19 protein-coding genes are annotated in these 19189 nt (G+C 73.5%); 7 read left to right on the forward strand and 12 right to left on the reverse strand.

Annotated elements, in window-relative coordinates; translation table 11 throughout:
- The first annotated feature begins 31 nt into the window (after positions 1 to 31).
- The 5 genes from GA0070213_RS28075 (at position 32) to GA0070213_RS28095 (ending at position 3150) form a co-directional block, all read left to right on the forward strand.
- Positions 32 to 277: a FitA-like ribbon-helix-helix domain-containing protein gene (locus GA0070213_RS28075; RefSeq protein ID WP_091071216.1), complete on the forward strand. Its 246-nt coding sequence runs from the start codon at positions 32 to 34 to the stop codon at positions 275 to 277.
- A gap of 95 nt (positions 278 to 372) precedes the next feature.
- Positions 373 to 711 carry a type II toxin-antitoxin system VapC family toxin gene (locus tag GA0070213_RS28080; RefSeq protein WP_281182336.1) on the forward strand — a complete coding sequence of 113 codons (339 nt, stop codon included), beginning with the start codon at positions 373 to 375 and terminating at the stop codon, positions 709 to 711.
- Between the two features lie 51 nt (positions 712 to 762).
- A complete protein-coding gene (locus tag GA0070213_RS28085) occupies positions 763 to 1617 on the forward strand; it encodes a helix-turn-helix domain-containing protein (RefSeq protein ID WP_091071221.1) in 855 nt (284 codons plus the stop codon).
- A 64-nt stretch (positions 1618 to 1681) separates the two neighbouring features.
- Entirely contained in the window at positions 1682 to 2626 is a 945-nt protein-coding gene (locus GA0070213_RS28090; protein WP_091071224.1) for an NADP-dependent oxidoreductase, read from the forward strand.
- Positions 2627 to 2649: 23 nt separating this feature from the next.
- Positions 2650 to 3150 carry a cupin domain-containing protein gene (locus GA0070213_RS28095; protein ID WP_091071227.1) on the forward strand — a complete coding sequence of 167 codons (501 nt, stop codon included), beginning with the start codon at positions 2650 to 2652 and terminating at the stop codon, positions 3148 to 3150.
- A 66-nt stretch (positions 3151 to 3216) separates the two neighbouring features.
- Here the strand turns inward: GA0070213_RS28095 and GA0070213_RS28100 are convergent, their stop codons facing one another.
- The 11 genes from GA0070213_RS28100 to ppdK form a co-directional block, all read right to left on the reverse strand.
- Complete coding sequence (locus tag GA0070213_RS28100; protein WP_091071230.1) at positions 3217 to 3756, reverse strand: GNAT family N-acetyltransferase; 540 nt, start codon at positions 3754 to 3756, stop codon at positions 3217 to 3219.
- Between the two features lie 81 nt (positions 3757 to 3837).
- Positions 3838 to 4374 (reverse strand): hypothetical protein, encoded by a 537-nt coding sequence (locus GA0070213_RS28105; RefSeq protein WP_091071232.1) that lies wholly within the window; start codon positions 4372 to 4374, stop codon positions 3838 to 3840.
- Positions 4374 to 6266 (reverse strand): DNA primase, encoded by a 1893-nt coding sequence (gene dnaG / locus GA0070213_RS28110; RefSeq protein ID WP_091071234.1) that lies wholly within the window; start codon positions 6264 to 6266, stop codon positions 4374 to 4376. The genes GA0070213_RS28105 and dnaG overlap by 1 nt, the downstream gene beginning before the upstream one ends.
- 73 nt (positions 6267 to 6339) lie before the next feature.
- A complete protein-coding gene (locus GA0070213_RS28115; RefSeq protein ID WP_091071236.1) occupies positions 6340 to 6591 on the reverse strand; it encodes a helix-turn-helix transcriptional regulator in 252 nt (83 codons plus the stop codon).
- A gap of 10 nt (positions 6592 to 6601) precedes the next feature.
- Positions 6602 to 7453, reverse strand: a complete 852-nt coding sequence (locus GA0070213_RS28120) for an ABC transporter permease (RefSeq protein ID WP_091071238.1) — start codon at positions 7451 to 7453, stop codon at positions 6602 to 6604.
- On the reverse strand, positions 7450 to 8346 hold the full coding sequence (locus GA0070213_RS28125; RefSeq protein WP_245716593.1) for an ABC transporter ATP-binding protein: 897 nt from the start codon (positions 8344 to 8346) through the stop codon (positions 7450 to 7452). The genes GA0070213_RS28120 and GA0070213_RS28125 overlap by 4 nt, the downstream gene beginning before the upstream one ends.
- Positions 8347 to 8474: 128 nt before the next feature.
- On the reverse strand, positions 8475 to 10109 hold the full coding sequence (locus GA0070213_RS28130; RefSeq protein ID WP_091071243.1) for a BCCT family transporter: 1635 nt from the start codon (positions 10107 to 10109) through the stop codon (positions 8475 to 8477).
- A 146-nt stretch (positions 10110 to 10255) separates the two neighbouring features.
- Complete coding sequence (locus GA0070213_RS28135; protein WP_091071245.1) at positions 10256 to 11092, reverse strand: siderophore-interacting protein; 837 nt, start codon at positions 11090 to 11092, stop codon at positions 10256 to 10258.
- 48 nt (positions 11093 to 11140) lie between these two features.
- The gene (locus GA0070213_RS28140; protein WP_091071247.1) at positions 11141 to 12373 is read right to left on the reverse strand and encodes a deoxyguanosinetriphosphate triphosphohydrolase; all 1233 of its coding nucleotides are present in this window, start codon (positions 12371 to 12373) and stop codon (positions 11141 to 11143) included.
- Positions 12363 to 12710, reverse strand: coding sequence for a VOC family protein (locus GA0070213_RS28145; protein WP_091071248.1), 348 nt, complete (start codon positions 12708 to 12710; stop codon positions 12363 to 12365). The genes GA0070213_RS28140 and GA0070213_RS28145 overlap by 11 nt, the downstream gene beginning before the upstream one ends.
- Positions 12711 to 12822: 112 nt before the next feature.
- Positions 12823 to 15534, reverse strand: coding sequence for a pyruvate, phosphate dikinase (gene ppdK / locus GA0070213_RS28150; RefSeq protein ID WP_091071250.1), 2712 nt, complete (start codon positions 15532 to 15534; stop codon positions 12823 to 12825).
- A gap of 312 nt (positions 15535 to 15846) precedes the next feature.
- Here ppdK and GA0070213_RS28155 point away from each other — a divergent pair, with 312 nt between their 5' ends.
- The gene (locus tag GA0070213_RS28155) at positions 15847 to 17715 is read left to right on the forward strand and encodes a family 20 glycosylhydrolase (protein WP_091071252.1); all 1869 of its coding nucleotides are present in this window, start codon (positions 15847 to 15849) and stop codon (positions 17713 to 17715) included.
- Positions 17716 to 17719: 4 nt separating this feature from the next.
- Here GA0070213_RS28155 and GA0070213_RS28160 read toward each other — a convergent pair whose 3' ends face one another.
- Positions 17720 to 18529, reverse strand: coding sequence for a helix-turn-helix domain-containing protein (locus GA0070213_RS28160; RefSeq protein ID WP_091071255.1), 810 nt, complete (start codon positions 18527 to 18529; stop codon positions 17720 to 17722).
- Between the two features lie 242 nt (positions 18530 to 18771).
- Here GA0070213_RS28160 and GA0070213_RS28165 point away from each other — a divergent pair, with 242 nt between their 5' ends.
- Positions 18772 to 19143, forward strand: coding sequence for a nuclear transport factor 2 family protein (locus GA0070213_RS28165; RefSeq protein ID WP_091071257.1), 372 nt, complete (start codon positions 18772 to 18774; stop codon positions 19141 to 19143).
- Positions 19144 to 19189 lie beyond the last annotated feature (46 nt).

Below are 19189 nucleotides of genomic sequence, written 5' to 3' on the forward strand. Positions count from 1 at the left end.
TTGCTCTCATCAGCTCCGACGGGAGTAAACGGTGGCAGCCCTCAGCATCAGAGATCTTGATGACGCGGTCCGCGAAAAGCTGCGAATCCGCGCCGCGCGACACGGCAAGTCCATGGAATCCGAGATCCGGGACATCCTCACCGCGGCCGTTGCCGAGGACGTAGCGGGAGCCGACCTGTTCAGCGCACTCACCGCCCGGTTCACCGGGCTCGGTGGCGTCGAGTTGGATCTACCCGCCCGTTCCACTCGACCCCGCGCGGCGAGCCTGCCCGAGTGATGATCGTTCTCGACACCGACGTCGTCTCCGAACTCATGCGATCCGAGCCCGCGCCGGTGGTGCTGGCGTGACTCCCGCGGAGTTCAACCACCGACCTGTACACCACAGCCGTCACGGTCGCCGAGATCCGCTACGGGATCGCACGGCTACCGGACGGCCAGCGCCGTGATTCCCTGCAACAAGCCGCCAACGAGATCTTCGCCGCCTTTCCTCGCCAGGTGCTGCCCTTCGACCTCGCGGCAGCCGGCGCCTACGCCGACGTGGTGGCCGGCCGGGACCGGATCGGTCGTCCGATCGACGGGTTCGACGCCCAGATCGCAGCCATCTGCCGCACTCAGGTCGCCGCACTCGCCACCCGGAACACCAAAGACTTCGCCGACACCGGCATCGAGGTCGTCGATCCCTGGCAGGGGACGGCCGCCGAAGACCGCTGAGCGGCCGGCGGCAGACAACCCGTCGGCACGCCGACCGGGCACAATTGGGCCGTGGAACGTCACGAGTTCGGTGTCGCGGTGCGCCAGTTGCGGGAGAACACGCCGCCCGCCGCCGTCGGGCTGCCGGTCGGCCGCCGTCGTACGCAGGGGCTGCGGCGGGAGGAACTCGGCGAGCTCGCGGGCATGTCCGCGGACTACGTACGCCGGTTGGAGCAGGGGCGCAGCCACCCGTCGGCCGGCGTGGTGAACGCCATCGCCCGGGCGTTACGGATCGGGCGGGCGGACTACGAGCGGCTCTGCGCGCTGGCCGGGTACGCCGCCGCGGACGGCCAGGTGCCGACCGACCTCGGCCCGGGTGCGATGCGACTGCTGGAGCGGTTCACGGACACCCCGATGTTCGTCTCCGACGCGGCGATGAACCTGGTCGCCGTGAACAGCGCGTTCCTGGCCCTGAGGCACTGGGATCTCACCGGGGACCCCTGGGAGTGGAACATCGCCTGGCGTACGTTCTGCGATCCCTTCACCGGCTTCAAGCAGTCAGTGGACGACGCCACCGATCACGAGGCGATCCTCGCCGCCCAGCTGAGGAGCACGCTGTTGCGTTACCCCGCCGACGCGTCGCTCGCCGCGCTGGTGGACGAGATGCGAAGCCGGAGCCGCTTGTTCGACGCTCTCTGGCGTACGCCGCGACCGGTGGCGGCCTACGAGAGCAGTGCCGCGTTCATCCATCCCGATGCCGGTGCCGTCACGCTGGTCGGCAGCCTGCTCGCCATCCCGGGCGACGATCTGACCGCCCTGATGCTCACCGCGGCGCCCGGCTCGGCCGACGCGGCGCGCCTGGCGGAGATCATCGGCGCCGGCGGGGAACCGGCCATCGTCAAGGTGGGCCAGTCCGGCCCAGGCTGACCGCGCCGGATCCTGCCAGATTGGGTGTGCACACGAACGGCACTCACGAAGGCAGGGTTCAGCGATGAAGGCAGTGCGTTTCCACGAGTTCGGCGGCCCCGAGGTCCTGCGTTACGAGGACGTGGAGCAGCCCACCCCGGGCGCCGGTCAGGTCCGCATCCGCGTCGCCGCGACGTCGTTCAACGGCGTCGACGGCAACATCCGCGCGGGCTTCATGCAGGGCCCGATCCCGGTCGAGCTGCCGCACACCCCCGGCCTCGACGTCGCCGGCACTGTCGACGCGCTCGGCGCCGGCGTGGACGACGTCGCGGTCGGCGACCAGGTCGTCGGCTTCCTGCCGATGACCGGGACCGGGGCGGCGGCGGAGTACGTGATCGCGCCGTCGGAGATCCTGACCGGGGCGCCCCGGAACATCCCGTTGGCCGACGCGGCGGCGTTCCCGCTGGTGGGCCTCACCGCGTGGCAGGCGCTGTTCGACCACGGCAAGCTGACCGCCGGCCAGCGGGTGCTGGTCAACGGCGCCGGCGGAGCGGTCGGCGGGTACGCGGTGCAGTTGGCCAAGGAGGTCGGCGCCCACGTGATCGCCACGGCCGGCCCGCGCAGCGCCGATCGCGTCCGGGCGGCCGGCGCCGACGAGGTGATCGACCACACCACCACCGACGTGACCGCGGCGGTGACCGAGCCGGTCGACCTCGCACTCAACCTCGCGCCCGTCACCCCGGAACAGCTGGCCGCGCTGGTCACGCTGATCCGGGACGGCGGCGCCCTGGTCAACACCACCGTCTGGATGCCCGCGCCCGCCGACCAGGAGCGCGGCGTACGAGGTGTCGACCTGTTCGTCCGCAGCGACGCCGACCAGCTCGCCGACCTGGCCGCCCGGATCGGCACCGGCGAGTTGCGGGTCGACGTCGCCGAGCGGGTGGCGCTGGCCGACCTGCCCGCGCTCCACGCCCGGGCCGGCGCGGGCGAGCTGGCCGGCAAGACCGTCGTCCTCGCCCCCACCGCCTGACCCACTCCCAGGAGACGATCACGATGATTCCCGACGACGATCCCGCTCGCTCGCTGACCGTGGCGGACCCCGACGATCCCGACACGACCTACATCTCCCTGGTGGGCAACACCTACGGCATGGTGATCACGGGTGAGCAGACCAACGGCGCGTACTGCCTGATCGACATGCGCGTCCCCGACGGTGGCGGCCCGCCGCCGCACCGGCACGACTTCGAGGAGATGTTCACGATCCTCGAGGGCGAGATCGAGTTCACCTTCCGGGGCGAGAAGCACCTCGTGCGGGCCGGGTCGACCGTCAACATCCCGGCCAACGCACCGCACCACTTCCGCAACGTCTCCGGCGCACCGGCCCGGATGCTCTGCATGTGCACCCCGGCCGGGCAGGACGAGTACTTCAGCCGCATCGGCGACGTCGTCGCGGGCCGGGACGCACCGCCGCCGCAGCTCGCACCGGACGAACTCGCCGAACGCCGCCGCCGCGCCGCCGAACTGGCCTCGACCTACCGCAGCGAGTTCCTGTGACCATCCCACCGAGCCCGGAGAGAGGTCCGCCCGGAACTCGGACGTCGGCGGGCCGGGCTCTCACACCTACGGCGTCCAGTCGCGCCGCAGCAGGCCGTAGATCGCCATGTCCGCGAAGCCGTCCCCGTCGTACGCGCGCTCCCGCTGGGTGCCCTCGTGGGTGAAACCGCACGTCTCGGCGGTCCGCCGCATCGCCACGTTGCCGGCCAGCGTCTCGATCTCCAGCCGGCGCAGGTTGCGGTTGCGGAAGCCGTACCGGCAGAGCAGTCGGATCACCTCGGCCCCGTAGCCTCGGCCACGTGCCTCGGGGAGCAGCGAGATGCCGAGATGGGCGTACCGCTCGAACGCGCTGATCCCCCACAGCGAGCAGCCGCCGAGGAACGTGCCGTCGGCCACGGTCTCGGCCAGCAGCGACACCGAGCTGCCGCCGTCGGGCGGGTCGGTGACCTGCTTCTCCAGCCGGGCCCGGACCTGGCCGACGTGGCGCGGCAGGAACGGCTCGTCGTCCGCGAGCAGGTGCAGCTCGGGGTCACCGTCGAGTCGGAAGATGTTCGGCGCGTCGTCGGGCGTGGGCGGGCGCAACCGGACCCGTTCGGTGGCGAACATCCCGCGACGCTAACAGTCGGCACGGACCCCCGACGATCGGATTACCGATGCTCCGCCCCCACTACGCCGGTCCGGTCGCTGTCAGGCGTCGGCGGGCGTGGTGGCGGCGCGGGCCTCGGCGACCAGGCGGTCGGTCTCGGCGGCCACCGCCTCGTCGTCGACCGGTGTGCCCGGGTCGTAGCGCACCGTCCAGGTCAGACCGTCGACCCCGGACACCCGCCGGGCCGCGACCCGGCCGGCGCCGCCGGGCACCGGGTGGTGCGCGGTGTACGCCACCGAGGCGGTGACCCGGGCCCGCACCTGGTGCGGCAGGTCGCCCGGGTCGAGCAGCAGGTAGGACTCGGCCGGGGCGTCGGCGACCACGAGGTAGCCGTCGCGCTCGGCGACCTGCTCGGCGGGGGTCACGGTGAGCTCACGACCGGACCAGACCGCCTTGAGGACGTCGTGCCACCCGAGGCGCTCACCTCGGCCGGGCAGCCAGAGCCCGCGGTTGCTCGCGACCAGCACGCCGTCGCCCTCGCCGTTGCCGGCGGCGGCCCAGGCGAGCACCCGCTCGTCGGCGGCCAGCGGCGGCCGGTCGGCCGGGGGCAGCTTCGGGCGGCGGCGGAAAAGACCCATCACAGTCCTCCGGCGGCCTGCTCGCGCAGGGCCCGCGCGTGTTGTTCCAGCGAGAGCAACTCCCCGAACAGGGCGAAGTATTCGTCCTTGTGGCTCACCGGGTTGATCCGCTGGATCTTCGACTTGAGGTCCCGGATCCGGCCGGTGACCGAACTCCACTGGAGCCGGGCCATGGTGACCGAGACGTACCTCGGGTCGACCTCGCCGTCGATGCGCAGCGGCTCCACCGCCAGCTCGCCGACCAGCGCCTGGCCGGCGAGGTCGTCGCAGGCGTCCCGGACCCGCTCGATCCAGACCGCACCGCCGGTGGCGCCGGCCGCCCCGCCGGCGGCGGCGACGGCCACGCGCACCGCGGCGTGCACCGGGTGCTGGTAGTCGCCGGCCTCGACGGCGTCGAACATCGGGCCGGCCAGCACCGGCTCCTGCAGCGCCAGCTTCAACGCCTCGCGCTCCACCATGGACCGCGGACTGTCCACGGCCGGCGTGGCGGGACCCGGGCGCGTCGGCGCGGGTCGGCCGGCGGCCGGCTGGCCGTTCGCGGCGCCCAGCACGGCCCGCTGCACCGGCTCGATTTCCATGCCGAGGTCACCGGCGAGCTTGCGGACGTACTCCGGGCGTTTCTCCCGGTCCTTGATCTTCGCGACCAGCGGCGCGGCGCGGCGCATCGCCTCGACCCGGCCGTCGACGGTGTCCAGGTCGAACCGGTTGATCATGTGGCGGAGCGCGAAGTCGACGAGCGGCTCGCGCCGGGCCACCAGGTCGCGCACGGCCAGGTCGCCCTTGGCCAGCCGCAGGTCGCACGGGTCCATGTTGTCGGGGCTGACCGCGATGAACGTGCGCCCGACGAAGCGCTGGTCGTCCTCGAAGGCGCGCAGCGCGGCCTTCTGGCCGGCGGCGTCGCCGTCGAACGTGAAGATGATCTCCCCGGCCCGCTCGTCGCTGTCGAAGAGCACCCGGCGCAGCACCGAGATGTGGTCCGAGCCGAACGCGGTGCCGCAGGTCGCCACCGCGGTCGGCACGTCGGCGAGGTGGCAGGCCATCACGTCGGTGTAGCCCTCGACCACGACCACCTTGCCCTGCTTGGCGATCTCCCGCTTGGCCTGGTCGATGCCGTAGAGGACGTGCGACTTCTTGTAGATCGGCGTCTCGGGGGTGTTCAGGTATTTCGGGCCGTCGTCGTCGTCGAAGAGCTTGCGGGCGCCGAAGCCGATCACGTCACCGGTGATGTCCCGGATGGGCCACATCAGCCGGCGGCGGAACCGGTCGATCAGCGAGCCGGACCGGGCCGGGCGGGACAGGCCGCCGGTGACCAGCTCGTCGTGACTGAAACCCTGCTGGCGCAGGTGCTTGGTGAGCAGGTCCCAGCCGTCGGGGGCGAAGCCGCAGCCGTACCGCTCGGCGGCGGCCCGGTCGAAGCCGCGCCGGGCGAGGAACTCCCGGGCCGGCCGGGCGCCGGCGGTGGTGAGCTGGGCGCGGTAGAACTCGACGGCGGCGGCGTGCGCGGCCACCAGCCGCTGCCGCTGGCCCTGCTGCGGCCGGGCGCGCGGGGTGGACCGGTCGTCCTCGACGTAGCGGAGTTGGATGCCGGCGCGGGCGGCGAGACTCTCGACGGACTCGACGAACCCGAGGTGCTCGGCGTCCATCAGGAACTTGATCGCGTCGCCGCCGACCCCGCAGCCGAAGCAGTAGAAGACGTTGCGGGCCGGCGAGACGTTGAACGAGGGGCTCTTCTCGTCGTGGAACGGGCAGAGCCCCTTGAGGTTGCCGCCACCGGCCGACTTGAGCGTCACCACCTCGGAGATGACGTCCGCGATGGAGGTGCGCTCGCGGACCAGCGCGATGTCCTCGTCCCGGATCCGCCCCGCCATGGCCGCCACCTCCTCGGCGTACATCCTGCCCTGCCGGACCGACGATCCGGTGGCCGGGGGGACGGGCGTGTGGCGGACGCCGCCCGTCTCCCCCGGCTCACGCCGAGCGGCCCGCCCCGGCCGCGGCGTCGCCGATGCGGGGGAACGGCTCGATGGAGAAGACCACCTCGACCGGCACCTCGAAGTAGGCCGCGATGCGCAGCGCCAGGTGCAGGCTGGGCCGGAACTCACCGCGTTCCAGGTAGCCGACGGTCTGGTAGTGCACCCCGAGCGCGTCGGCGAGCTGCCGGCGGGAGACGCCCCGTTCGGCGCGCAGCACCGCGATCCGGTTGTGCACGGTCTCGCTCATCGACGCCCTCTCATCCGACCCGCTGCATGGCCCGCTCCCGCCGGGCCGCGACCCGCGAGCCGGACTCCCGGCGGGCCATCCGACGCAGCACCACCGGGGCCAGCACCAGCCCGAGCACCGCCCAGGCGCCGAGCACGCCGAGCGTCTCCAGGTGCCGCCAGGAGCCGCCCAGCTCGACCGCCGCCAGGTCGGCCGGGAGCAGCGCCGAGCGCATGCCCAAGCCTAGCCAGTAGAGCGGGAAGACCTGGGCGACGCCCTGCACCCAGCCGGGCAGGCCGTTGATCGGGTAGAAGATCCCGGAGAGCGCGATCAGGCCGAAGATCGGCAGGACCACCAGGCCCATGTTCCGCGGGTTCTCGATCACCGAGCCGATCACCGCGCCCAGCGGCAGCGTCGCCACCAGCCCGAGCGGCACCACCCAGGCCAGCGTGAGCCAGGCGCCCGGGTCGCCGAGCCGCAGCCCGTCCAGGAAGAACAGGCCGGGCGTGAGCTGGATGGTCACGCCGATCAGCGAGATCGCCGAGACCAGCACCAGCTTGCCGACCAGGTAGCCGAGCATGCCGTCCGGGATCGCCTTGGCGCGCAGCAGCGTGCCGTCCTCCCGGTCGACGATGAGCTGCTGGGCCAGCCCGAGCAGCCCGCCGAAGAGCAGGCCCATGCCGAGCGCGCTCGGTAGCGTGCGGGCGCCGAGGGAGAAGTCGGTGCCGGGCACTGTCGAGCCGCGCATCCAGAACACGGCGACCAGCAGGACCACCGTGGGGAAGAAGTAGTTCCACAGGTCCTGTCCGTTGGTGAACGTGGCGCGCAGCTCGATCAGGCCGCGCCGCACGCCGGCCCGGAGCGCGTTGGTGGTCGGGTTCATCGCGTCGCCTCCTCCTGCTGCTGCCACACCCGCTCGGCCCGGCCGGTGCGGATCCCGGTCTCCTCCTCGTGCACCAGCGCCAGGTAGGCGTCCTCCAGGCTGGCCCGGCGCACCTCCAGCTCCCGGACCCGGTCGCCGTGCTCGCGGAGCAGGTCGCGCAGGAAGCCGGTGGCGTCGGCGGTGGCGTGCACGTAACGCTCGCCGTCGCGGGTCCAGCGCACCTCGGCGTCGGAGGCGACGCGGCGGGCCAACTGGTCGGGCGAGCCCTCGGCGACGATCCGGCCGCCGGCCAGGATGAGGATGCGGTCGGCCAGCTTCTCCGCCTCGGCCAGGTCGTGGGTGGTCAGCACGATGGTGGTCGCGTCGGTGTCGGTGAGGCGGTGCACCAGCTCGTGGAACTCGCGCCGGGCCGCCGGGTCGAAGCCGACCGTCGGCTCGTCCAGGAAGAGCAGCTCCGGTCGGCCCACGATGCCGACCGCCACGTCGAGGCGGCGGCGCTGCCCGCCGGAGAGCCGGGCCACCCGGGTGCCGGCGTGCGCGGTCAGCCCCACGGTGGCCAGCAGGTCGTCGACCGGCCAGGGGCGCCGGACCCGGTCGGTGGCGTACGGCGCGTAGAAGTCGCCGAGGTGGGCGAGCAGCTCCCCCACCCGCCACTTGCCGTGGTCGCGCCAGGACTGGAGCACGACGCCGAGCCGGGCGCGCCACCGCTCGTCGCCGCGCGCCGGGTCGACGCCGAGCACCCGGACCGTGCCGGCCGAGGGCAGCCGGAAGCCCTCCAGGATCTCGATGGTGGTGGTCTTGCCGGCGCCGTTCGGGCCGAGCAGCGCGACCACCTCGCCCCGCCGGGCGGTGAGGTCGACACCGTGCAGCACGTCGGTGCTGCCGTAGCGCATGCGCAGGTCGCGGACGTCGAGGACCAGGCCCTCGTCGGGTGGTCCGGTCGGCGCGACGGCATCCAGGGAGTCGGTCGCAGTCATGCCCCGGAATGTAGCACCTCTACTACATTCCGAGGTACACCCGCTCAGCGTCGGGGGCGATGCAGCCAGCGGGTGACCGGAGGCGGTTCCTCCTCCTCGTACGATCGGGCCGCCCGCACGGCCGCGGCCAGGCCGGACCGGCGCGGCCGGGTCCCCGCGCGCAGGATCGGGTCGGCGGCCATCTCCCGGACCAGGGAGACCGCCAGGCCCAGCATCACCACCACGAACGGCAGCGCGACCAGGATGGTGGCCTGCTGCAGCGCGTCCAGGCCGCCGGCGAGCAACAGCGCCGCCGCGACCGCGCCGATGAGCACACCCCAGAGCACCACCACGCCCCGGTGCGGCCGCAACGCGCCCCGGGAACTCAACGAGCCGAGCACCAGCGACGCGGAGTCGGCACTGGTGACGAAGTAGAGCGCGATCAGCACCATGGCGAGCACGCTGGTCACCGTGCCCAGCGGCAGCGCGTCCAGCAGCCCGAACAGCGCCTGCTCCGAGCCGGCGCCCACGTCGGCCACCAGGTCCCGGGTGCCGGTGGACTGGGTCCGCAGCGCGGTGCCGCCCATCACCGCGAACCACACCGCGCTCGCGCCGCTGGGGATCAGCAGCACCCCGACCAGGAACTGCCGGACCGTACGCCCCCGTGAGATGCGGGCGATGAACGTGCCCACGAACGGCGCCCAGGAGATCCACCACGCCCAGTAGAAGATCGTCCACGAGCCCAGCCAGGCCGGGTCGGAGAACGCCCCGGTGCGGGTCGACATGCGCACCAGGCCGCTGAGGTAGTCACCGACCGAGGCTGGCAGCACCTCCAGCGTGTAGACCGTGGGGCCGACCACGAACACGAACAGCATCAGCACCACGGCGATCAGCACGTTGGTGGTGGACAGCCACTTCACCCCGCGGTGCAGGCCGGAGAAGGCCGACACCACGAACGCCAGGGTGAGCGCGCCGATGATCACCAGCTCGACGCCCCGACTGTCCCGCACGCCGGTCACCAGGTCCAGCCCGGCCGCCACCTGGAGCGCGCCGAGGCCGAGGCTGGTCGCCGAGCCGAACACGGTGGCGAACACCGCCAGCAGGTCGATCGCACGGCCGATCGGACCGTCCGTCCGCGCGCCCAGCAGCGGCGCGAACGCGGACGAGATCCGGTTGCCCCGCCCCTTGCGGAACGTCGAGTAGGCCAGCGCCAACGCCGCGATCGCGTAGATGCCCCACGGGTGCAGCGTCCAGTGGAACAGCGTGTACTGCATGGCCGTGGCGGCGGCGGCGCCGGTCTGCGGCTCGACGCCGGAGGCGGGTGGCGGCGCGGCGTAGTGCTGGATCGGCTCGGCGACGGCGAAGAAGACCAGGCCGATGCCCATGCCGGCGCTGAACATCATGGCGATCCAGGCCAGCCCGTCGAACTCCGGCTCGTCGTCGTCGGCGCCCAGCCGGATCCGGCCGAACCGGGAGGCGGCGAGCACCACCGCCAGCACCAGGAAGGCGTCAGCCGCGACCACGAAGAACCAACCGAACGTGGTGATCGTCCAGTCCAGCCCGGCCGCGCCGAACGACGCCAGCGAGCCGCGCGCGAACACGCCCCAGGCCACCACCGCCAGCACCCCGGCCACGCCGAGCCCGAGCACCACCCGGTCCGCCGGCTGCGCCGCGGGGCGCTCCCCCACCTGTTCCGCCATGGCCCCATCCTGAGCGGCCCCCCGCCCGGCGCGGGACGAAACGCCCTACCCGGTCCCGTCGATCTTGGAGTTGTGGCGCCCAGGATGCCGGTTCAACGCCGGTATCAGAGGTGCCACAAGTCCAAGATCGAGGGAAGGCGACCGGGTCAGGCGGGGGTGGCGGCGGCCTCCTCGGCCTCGACCTCGGCGTTCCAGGCCCGCTTGGTGGAACGCCAGCCCTCGTCGTCCAGGCCGCGCCGCCAGTAGCCGGAGATGGACAGGTCGCCCGCCGGCACACCACGCTCCACCCGCAGCAGGCGACGCAGCTCCTTGACCGCACCGGCCTCACCGTGCACGAACGCGTGCACCCGGCCGGGCGGGAACTCCAGCGCCCGGACCGCCTCGACCAGCGCCGCACCGGCCGGGCGACCGGCCCGGTGCAGCCAGCGCAGCTCGACCGCGCCGGCTCCGTTCAGCGGCAGCTCGTCGGCGGGACCCGCCACCTCGACGAAGACCCGGGCCGGCGCGCCGGCCGGCAGCCGTTCCAGCGCGGCGGCGATCGCCGGCAACGCGCTCTCGTCGCCGGCCAGCAGGTGCCAGTCGGCGGTCGGGTCCGGGGCGTACGCGCCGCCGGGGCCGGTGAACAGCACCCGGTCGCCGGGGCGCAGCGCCGCCGCCCACGGGCCGGCCAGCCCCTCCTCGCCGTGGTGCACCACCTCGACGGTCAGCTCACCCGCCGCGGCGTCCCAGGCCCGCACCGTGTACGCCCGCAGCCGCGGCCACTGCTCGGCGGGGAACTCCCGCTTGACGGTGGCCAGGTCGGTCGGGTGCGGATAGGTCACCCCGGCCGGCGGGAAGACGATCTTCACGTAGTGGTCGGTGTAGGCGCCCACCGGCAGGCCGGTCAGCTCCGCGCCGCCCAGCACGAGCCGGATCAGGTGCGGGGTGGGCCGCGAGGTCCGGACGACCGTGGCGGCGGTGAGCTTCTTCGGGCGTTCCGTCATGCGGCTTAGGCTACCCTCAGTTGCCGGCCGTACCCGCCGGGCGGGTGGTCAGCTCGGCGACACCAGCCGGGCGTGCCAGGCCAGCGCGGCCGGGTCGGTGAGCGAGGCCACCTGGTCGATCGCCACGCGCAGCCGTGCGGCGTCGTCCGAGGCGTCCCGCCAGAGCGGCGCGAAGACCTCGTCGAGCGCGTCCGGGGCGCGGTCGAGCAGCGCGGCGACCAGCTCGGCGAGGAGTTCCCGCTGCCGGTCGTAGCGGCCACTGGCACCGGGGCGGCGCATCACGTAGCGCAGGGCGATGCCCTTGAGCAGCGCGCACTGCGCCCGGATCCGGCGCGGCACCACCAGGTCGGCGGCGTAGCGGCGGTGCGGGCCGGCGCCGTGGCGCGCCTCGGTGGCGGCCACCACCGTCGACACGAACCGGCCGGTCAGCACGCTCGTGGTGGCCTTCAGGGCGGCCAGCGACCGGTGGCTGCCGTCGTACGCGGCGAGCGGGGCGAGCACCGGGTCGGCGAGCAGTTCGCCCAGCACCTCGCCCAGGTCCTCCGGCGCCTCGCCGGAGTAGGCGGACGCCACGTCGGCGCAGAGCGCCCGCCGCTCGTCCTCCTCGGCCAGCAGCGGGCGCAGGTCGACGTACCCGCCGTGGATGCCGTCCTCGACGTCGTGCACCGAGTACGCCACGTCGTCCGCCCAGTCCATCACCTGGGCCTCCAGGCAGCGCCGGTCGCCGGGCGGGGCGCCGGCGCGCAGCCAGTCGAAGACCGGCCGGTCGTCGGCGTACACGCCGAACTTGCGCTGGCCGGGCCGGCGCGGCCACGGATACTTGCCGATCGCGTCGAGCGCGGCCCGGGTCAGGTTCAGCCCGGCGGACCGTCCGTCCGGGGTGAACACCTTCGCCTCCAGCCGGGTCAGCACCCGCAGCGTCTGCGCGTTGCCCTCGAAGCCGCCGGTGGCGGCGGCCAGCTCGTCCAGGGCGTACTCGCCGTTGTGGCCGAACGGCGGGTGGCCCAGGTCGTGGGCGAGCCCGGCGGTGTCCACCACGTCGGGGTCGCACCCGAGCCGGGCGCCCATCTCGCGGGCGATCTGCGCCACCTCCAGCGAGTGGGTCAGCCGGGTACGCAGGAAGTCGTCGGTGCCGGCGGCGTGCACCTGGGTCTTCGCGGCGAGCCGGCGGAACGCCGCCGAGTGCAGCACCCGGGCCCGGTCGCGTTCGAACGGCGACCGGCCGTACCCGGTGTCCTTGGGCGCCTCGGCGACCAGCCGCGCCGCGTCGTCAGCGTGCATGCAGCACGCAGAACTCGTTGCCCTCCGGGTCGGCCAGCACGGTCCACGCCACGTCCCCCTGGCCGATGTCGACGTGCCGCGCGCCCATGTCGACCAGCCGTTCCACCTCGGCCTCCTGGTCGGTCGGGCGCAGGTCGACGTGCAGCCGGTTCTTCCCCTGCTTCGGCCCGGAGACCGGGACGAAGACCAGGCCCGGGAGCGTGTCGGGGGTCCGGCGGATCTCCACCTCGTCGGGCTTGTCGGTGATCACCTGGTAGCCCAGCGCCTCGGCCCACCAGCGGGCGAGCCGGGACGGGTCCCGGGCGTCGACAACCAGGTTCTCCCAGACGGCGGTCATGCGGCCATCCCTCCCGATCAACACGTGGCGGAAGCTCAGGTTACGCCGGGGTGACCGGAACGGCGCGCCAGGCGGGCCGCCGGACGTCACCGGCGGCCCGCCCGGGGAACGCTCAGCGGGAGTCGGAGCCGGTCGTGCTGATCGCCGCGCGGCCGGCCTCCAGCCGGGCCACCGGCACCCGGAACGGCGAGCAGGAGACGTAGTCCAGACCGACCTCGTGGAAGAAGTGCACCGAGTCCGGGTCGCCGCCGTGCTCGCCGCAGACACCGAGCTTCAGCCCGGGCCGGGCCGCCCGGCCCTCCTCGGCGGCGATCCGGACCAGCCGGCCGACGCCGTCGGCGTCGATCGACTCGAACGGCGAGATGCCGAAGATGCCCAGTTCCAGGTAGCGCCAGAAGAACGCGCCCTCCACGTCGTCGCGGGAGAAGCCCCAGCCCATCTGGGTCAGGTCGTTGGTGCCGAAGGAGAAGAACTCGGCCGCCTCGGCGATCTGCCCGGCGGTCAGCGCCGCGCGGGGCACCTCGATCATCGTGCCGATCAGCACGTCGACGCCGCTGTCCCCGACCACCTCGGCGATGATCTTCTCGGCCTCGGCACGTACCGTCTCCAGCTCCTGCACGGCGCCGACCAGCGGCACCATGATCTCCGGGCAGGCCGCCCCGCCGTCGCGGGCGACCGCGACGGCGGCCTCGGCGATGGCGCGGACCTGCATGGCGAACAGGCCCGGGATGACCAGGCCGAGCCGGACCCCGCGCAGGCCCAGCATCGGGTTCTCCTCGTGCATCCGGCGCACGGCGGAGAGCAGCGCCTCCTCCTTGGCCACGTCCTCGCCGCGCTCCTGGGCGACCGCGACGTTGACCGCGAGCTGCTCCAGCGGGGGCAGGAACTCGTGCAGCGGCGGGTCGATCAGCCGCACGGTGACCGGCAGCCCGTCCATCTCCCGGAAGATCTCCACGAAGTCGGCCCGCTGCAACGGCAGCAGCGCGGCGAGCGCCTCGTCCCGCTCCCGCCCACCGCCGGCGAGGATGAGCCGCTCGACCAGCTCCCGGCGGTCGCCGAGGAACATGTGCTCGGTGCGGCACAGGCCGATGCCCTCGGCGCCGAAGCGCCGGGCCCGCGCCGCGTCCGCGCCGGTGTCGGCGTTCGTCCGGACCCGCAGCCGCCGCGCCGCGTCGGCGTGCGTCATGATCCGGTGTACGGCCCGGACCAGCGCGTTGTCGATGTGCTCGGGGTCCAGGCTGCCCTCGAAGTACTGCACCACCTCGGACGGCATGACCGGCACCTCACCGAGGTAGACCTTGCCGGTGGTGCCGTCGATCGAGACCACGTCGCCCTCGACGACGGTGTGGTCGCCGACGGTGAACTTCTTCGCCGGGACGTTCACCTCCAGCGCGTCGGCGCCGGAGACACAGGTCTTGCCCATGCCGCGGGCCACCACGGCGGCGTGGCTGGTCTTGCCGCCGCGCGAGGTGAGGATGCCCTTGGCGGCGATCATGCCGGTCAGGTCGTCCGGGTTGGTCTCCCGACGGACCAGGATCACCGACTCGCCCTCGGCGGCCAGCTCGACGGCGCGGGCCGAGGTGAAGACCACCTTGCCGGAGGCCGCGCCCGGGGACGCGCCGATGCCCCTGGCCACCGGCTGGAAGTCGTGGTCGAGTTGGAAGCGGGGGAACATCAGCTGGGCGAGCTGCGCGCCGTTGACCCGGTGCAGCGCCTCGTCCAGGTCGATCAGGCCCTCGTCGACGAGCTGGCCGGCGATGACGAACGCGGCGGCGGCGGTGCGCTTGCCGACCCGGGTCTGGAGCATCCAGAGCTTGCCGCGCTCGATGGTGAACTCGATGTCGCAGAGGTCCTTGTAGTGCTCCTCCAGCCGGGCCATGATGCCGAGCAGCTCGTCGTAGGAGGGCTTGTCGAGCTGCTCCAGCTCCTGCAACGGCACGGTGTTGCGGATGCCGGCCACGACGTCCTCGCCCTGGGCGTTGGCCAGGTAGTCGCCGTAGATGCCCTGCGCGCCGCTGCCCGGGTCGCGGGTGAACGCGACGCCGGTGCCGGAGTCGGGCCCGAGGTTGCCGAAGACCATGGTGACCACGTTGACCGCGGTGCCCAGGTCGGCCGGGATGCGCTCCTGCCGGCGGTAGAGCACCGCCCGCTCCGCGTTCCACGACTCGAAGACCGCGCGGATGGCCAGGTCGAGCTGCTCCCGCGGCTCCTGCGGGAACTCGCGCCCGGTGTGCTTGGCGAAGATCTTCTTGTACGCGTCGACCAGCGCGCGCAGGTCACCGGCGTCCAGGTCGAGGTCGTCGTGGGTGCCCTTGGCGTGCTTGGCCTCGTCGAGCGCGTGCTCGAACTCCTCGCCGGGCACCTCGCAGACGGTCTTGCCGAACATCTGGATGAGCCGGCGGTAGGAGTCCCAGGCGAACCTGTCGTTCTGCCCGGCCTGCTTGCTCAGGCCGATGACGCTGCGGTCGTTGAGGCCGACGTTGAGGACCGTCTCCATCATGCCGGGCATGGAGAACTTGGCGCCGGAGCGCACCGAGACCAGCAGCGGGTCGTCCGGGTCACCGAGCCGGCGGCCCATCTCGCGCTCCAGGGACTCCAGGTGCGCCTCGATCTGCCCGGCGAGGCCGTCCGGCTCGCGCCCGGTCGTCAGGTACGCCTGGCAGGCCTCGGTGGTGATGGTGAAGCCGGGCGGGACGGGGAGGCCGAGGTTGGTCATCTCGGCCAGGTTGGCCCCCTTGCCACCGAGCAGGTCCTTGAGGTCCTTGTTGCCCTCGGCGAAGTCGTAGACGTACTTACCGTCGACCGTTTCCTCTTTCGCTGCCACCAGAGCCTCCCACGCGCGCCATTGACACTTAACGAAGGTTCAGTTCGGACATACCCCGGGAGCGACCACCGGTAATCCCGGCTCGTCAGCGATCGGTGGGCGAAGGTTAAGCGAACTTCGCGAGGCCCGGGAGCGTTCGGTGACAATCGGCACAACAGTCACCACCGCCCGCGTCCGTACGGGTTTCTGGGAACGCTTCCACGCGCACGATCACGCAATTACCGATTCCCCTCGTACCCTTGACGGCACCGGATATCGCCGAACCTGACCTTTGCCATATCCCGCACGAATACACCCCTCGGAGCCGTCGCCGTGCCGACCAACCCCGCCGCCCCCGAAACCGGGCCGCAGCCGACCGAGACCCACCCCACCGTCCCGTCGCCGGCCGGCGACGCGCCCGGCCTGCCGCCCGGCGCCGGCGCCGAGTTGCCCGCGGCCCCGGCCGCCGCCGGCGAGCTGGCCCGCGTCGCCGCCGACCGGGCCGTCGGGCAGCTCGCCCCGCCCGCGCCGGTCCGCCTCGGCGACGTGGTGCCGGCGCCCGAGCGGGTGCTCCCCGACCCGGCCGGTGACTTCACGCTGCCGCCGGACGCGGCGATCCGGGTCGGCGTCGCCGGCCTCGACGTGGCCGAGCAACTCGCCGGCTGGCTGCGCCCGGCCACCGGCTACCCGCTCCCGGTGACCGACGCGGCCGCCCCGGGGCCGGGCGGCCCGCTGACGCTCACCGTCGCGGCGACCGGCGCCACCGCGCCGGCGCGACCGGAGGGCGCACCCGCCCCGGGTACGCCGACCCCGCGCCCGCCGGCCGACCACCCGGCCTCCGCCGGGGCAGCCCGGCCCGACGCGGCCTCCGCCGGCACGGCCCGGGCCGACGCGGACGGCGACGACGTGGCGCTCGGCGACGAGGGCTACCGACTCGACGTCACCGCCGCCGGCATCCGGATCACCGCCACCACCCCGGCCGGGCTGTTCCACGGCGCGCAGACGTTGCGGCAGCTCCTGCCGGCGGCGATCGAGAGCGCCACCCCGGTCACGACGCGCTGGGCGGTGCCCGGCGGCACCGTCGTCGACCGGCCGCGCTTCGCCTACCGGGGCGCCATGCTCGACGTCGCCCGGCACTTCTTCGGCGTGGACGACGTGCTGCGGGTGGTCGACCACCTGGCCCGCTACAAGCTCAACCACCTGCACCTGCACCTCACCGACGACCAGGGCTGGCGGATCGCTGTCGACTCCTGGCCCCGGCTCGCCGAGGTCGGCGGCGCCACCGCGGTCGGCGACGCGCCGGGCGGCCGGTACACCCGGGACGACTACCGGCGGATCGTCGGGTACGCCGCCCGTCGCCACGTGACAGTGGTGCCCGAGATCGACCTGCCCGGGCACACCAACGCGGCGCTGGTCGCCTACCCCGAGCTGGCGCCCGGCAAGACCGCGCCGCCGCCGTACACCGGCACCGAGGTCGGGTTCAGCTACGTCGACCCGGCCGACGAGCGGACGTACGCCTTCGTCGCCGACGTGTTCGGCGAGGTGGCCGCGCTGACCCCCGGCCCGTGGCTGCACCTCGGCGGCGACGAGGCGTTCAAGGTGCCGGCCGCGAGCTACCGCGCCTTCGTGGCACGGGCCCAGGAACTGGTCGCGGCCACCGGCAAGACGGTCGTCGGCTGGCACCAGCTCGCCCCGGCCGGGCACGTCGACGGGCGCGTCCTGCAGTGGTGGGGCACCAACGGCGACGACCCCGAGACGGCCGACGCGGTACGCCGGGGCGCCCGGCTCATCCTCTCCCCCGGCAACCGCGCCTACCTGGACATGAAGTACGCCCCCGACACCCCGATCGGGCACGACTGGGCCGGCCTGATCGACGTGCGCCGGGCGTACGACTGGGACCCCGGCGCGCACGTCGTCGGCGTACCCGAAGCCGCCGTGCTGGGCGTGGAGGCGCCGCTGTGGACCGAGACGGTGACCACCCGCGCCGAGATCGAGTTCATGATGTTCCCGCGCCTGCCCGCGATCGCCGAGCTGGGTTGGTCGCCCCGTGCCACCTACGACTGGGCCGGCTTCCGGGAGCGGCTCGCCGGCCACGGGCCGCGCTGGACCGCCGCCGGGATCGCCTTCCACCCCGCCCCCGAGATCCCCTGGCCGGCCCGGTTCCCGCGGCACGCCGAAGGGCGGGCGGAGGCCGCGGCGTGACCGGTCAGCTCCCGGCGCGCTTACGGAGCACGGCAGCCGTGCGCTCGTCGGCCGGATAGAACGACTCGATGGACAGCTCGGCCACCGTGACGTCCAGCGGCGTACCGAAGGTCGCGACGGTGCTGAGGAAGCACAGCTCCCCGCCGTCGTGCCGGAGCCGGAGCGGCACCACGATCCCGTCCGGGCCGGGCACCTCCGCGGACCGGTCCCGCCCGGCGCCCGGATAGCCACGCAGCTCCTCCTCCAACGCCGCGAGCTCCTCGTCGCCGGTCAGCTCCACCTGCCGGGCCAACCGGTGCAACAGGTGCCCCCGCCACTCGGCGAGGTTGGCGATGTGCGGGGCCAAGCCGTCCGGGTGCAGGCTGACCCGCAGCACGTTCACCCGGCCGGCCAGCAGGTCGGGCGCCACCCGCTCGGTGAGCACCGTCAGGCTGTCGTTGGCGTCCACCAGGTGCCACCCCCGGTCGATCACGGCCGCCGGGTAGGGCTCGTGGCCGGCCAGCACCCGGCGGACCGCCGCGCGGACCGCGGCCAGGCGCGGCGCGGCCAGCGCCGTCTCCGGGTACGCCGGGGCGTAGCCGGCCGCCAGCAACAGCCGGTTGCGTTCGCGCAGCGGCAGGTCCAGCGGATCGGCGAGCCGCAGCACCATCTCCCGGCTCGGCCGGGAGCGCCCGGTCTCCACGAAGCTCAGGTGCCGGGTCGAGACCTCCGCCCGGATGGACAGCTCCAGTTGGCTGAGCCGGCGCAGCTCCCGCCACCGCCGCAGCGCCTCCCCCGCGGAGGCGGCGCCGGCCGGGTGCGTCGCGGCGGTCACGGCAGCTCCGGCGACGCCGGAGCACGGTACGTGGACATCGGTTCCCCGTCTCCCGTGAAGGTCCTGTGGTGGGTCGTCGGCACCACCCTGCCCGGTACCGCGCCACCGTGTCGATTACCCCCCGGGTAACGGCGACGGCCACGGATCGCCGGGTCCGCGCCCTTACCTGCCGGGTAATCGACACGCCCGCACGGCCGGTGCCAGAGTTCCCGGCGTCACCGAACGACGAAGGGACGACACCGATGAACGCGTACTCCGACCTGGTCGACCGCTACCTCGCCGTGTGGAACGAGACGGACGCCGACGCCCGCGCGGCGGCCGTCGGCGCCCTCTTCACCCCCGACGCCATCTACGTCGACCCGCTGGCCGACGTGCGCGGCCACGAGCAGATCGCGGCGGCCATCGCCGGCGTCCAGCAGACCTTCCCGGGCCACGTGCTGCGCCCGCACGGCCCGGCCGACGGTCACCACGACGTGGTCCGGTTCGGCTGGGAGCTGGTGCCCGCCACCGGCGGCGAGTCCGTCGCGGTCGGCTTCGACGTGGCGGTCCGGGACACCGAGGGCCGGGTGCGCGCGGTGCTCGGCTTCCTGGACAAGACCCCCGCCACAGCCTGACGCACCACCCCCCCCACCCCCACCCCACCGACCCGGTCGATCATGA

Source organism: Micromonospora humi (assembly GCF_900090105.1).
Classification (GTDB): Bacteria; Actinomycetota; Actinomycetes; order Mycobacteriales; family Micromonosporaceae; genus Micromonospora; species Micromonospora humi.

Coding starts and splice junctions, on each gene's coding strand:
- GA0070213_RS28090 (WP_091071224.1), top strand. CDS start 1,682: ATGAAGGCAGTGCGTTTCCACGAGTTCGGCGGCCCCGAGGTCCTGCGT.
- GA0070213_RS28095 (WP_091071227.1), top strand. CDS start 2,650: ATGATTCCCGACGACGATCCCGCTCGCTCGCTGACCGTGGCGGACCCC.
- GA0070213_RS28100 (WP_091071230.1), bottom strand. CDS start 3,756: ATGTTCGCCACCGAACGGGTCCGGTTGCGCCCGCCCACGCCCGACGAC.
- GA0070213_RS28105 (WP_091071232.1), bottom strand. CDS start 4,374: ATGGGTCTTTTCCGCCGCCGCCCGAAGCTGCCCCCGGCCGACCGGCCG.
- dnaG (WP_091071234.1), bottom strand. CDS start 6,266: ATGTACGCCGAGGAGGTGGCGGCCATGGCGGGGCGGATCCGGGACGAG.
- GA0070213_RS28115 (WP_091071236.1), bottom strand. CDS start 6,591: ATGAGCGAGACCGTGCACAACCGGATCGCGGTGCTGCGCGCCGAACGG.
- GA0070213_RS28120 (WP_091071238.1), bottom strand. CDS start 7,453: ATGAACCCGACCACCAACGCGCTCCGGGCCGGCGTGCGGCGCGGCCTG.
- GA0070213_RS28125 (WP_245716593.1), bottom strand. CDS start 8,346: ATGCGCTACGGCAGCACCGACGTGCTGCACGGTGTCGACCTCACCGCC.
- GA0070213_RS28130 (WP_091071243.1), bottom strand. CDS start 10,109: ATGGCGGAACAGGTGGGGGAGCGCCCCGCGGCGCAGCCGGCGGACCGG.
- GA0070213_RS28135 (WP_091071245.1), bottom strand. CDS start 11,092: ATGACGGAACGCCCGAAGAAGCTCACCGCCGCCACGGTCGTCCGGACC.
- GA0070213_RS28140 (WP_091071247.1), bottom strand. CDS start 12,373: ATGCACGCTGACGACGCGGCGCGGCTGGTCGCCGAGGCGCCCAAGGAC.
- GA0070213_RS28145 (WP_091071248.1), bottom strand. CDS start 12,710: ATGACCGCCGTCTGGGAGAACCTGGTTGTCGACGCCCGGGACCCGTCC.
- GA0070213_RS28165 (WP_091071257.1), top strand. CDS start 18,772: ATGAACGCGTACTCCGACCTGGTCGACCGCTACCTCGCCGTGTGGAAC.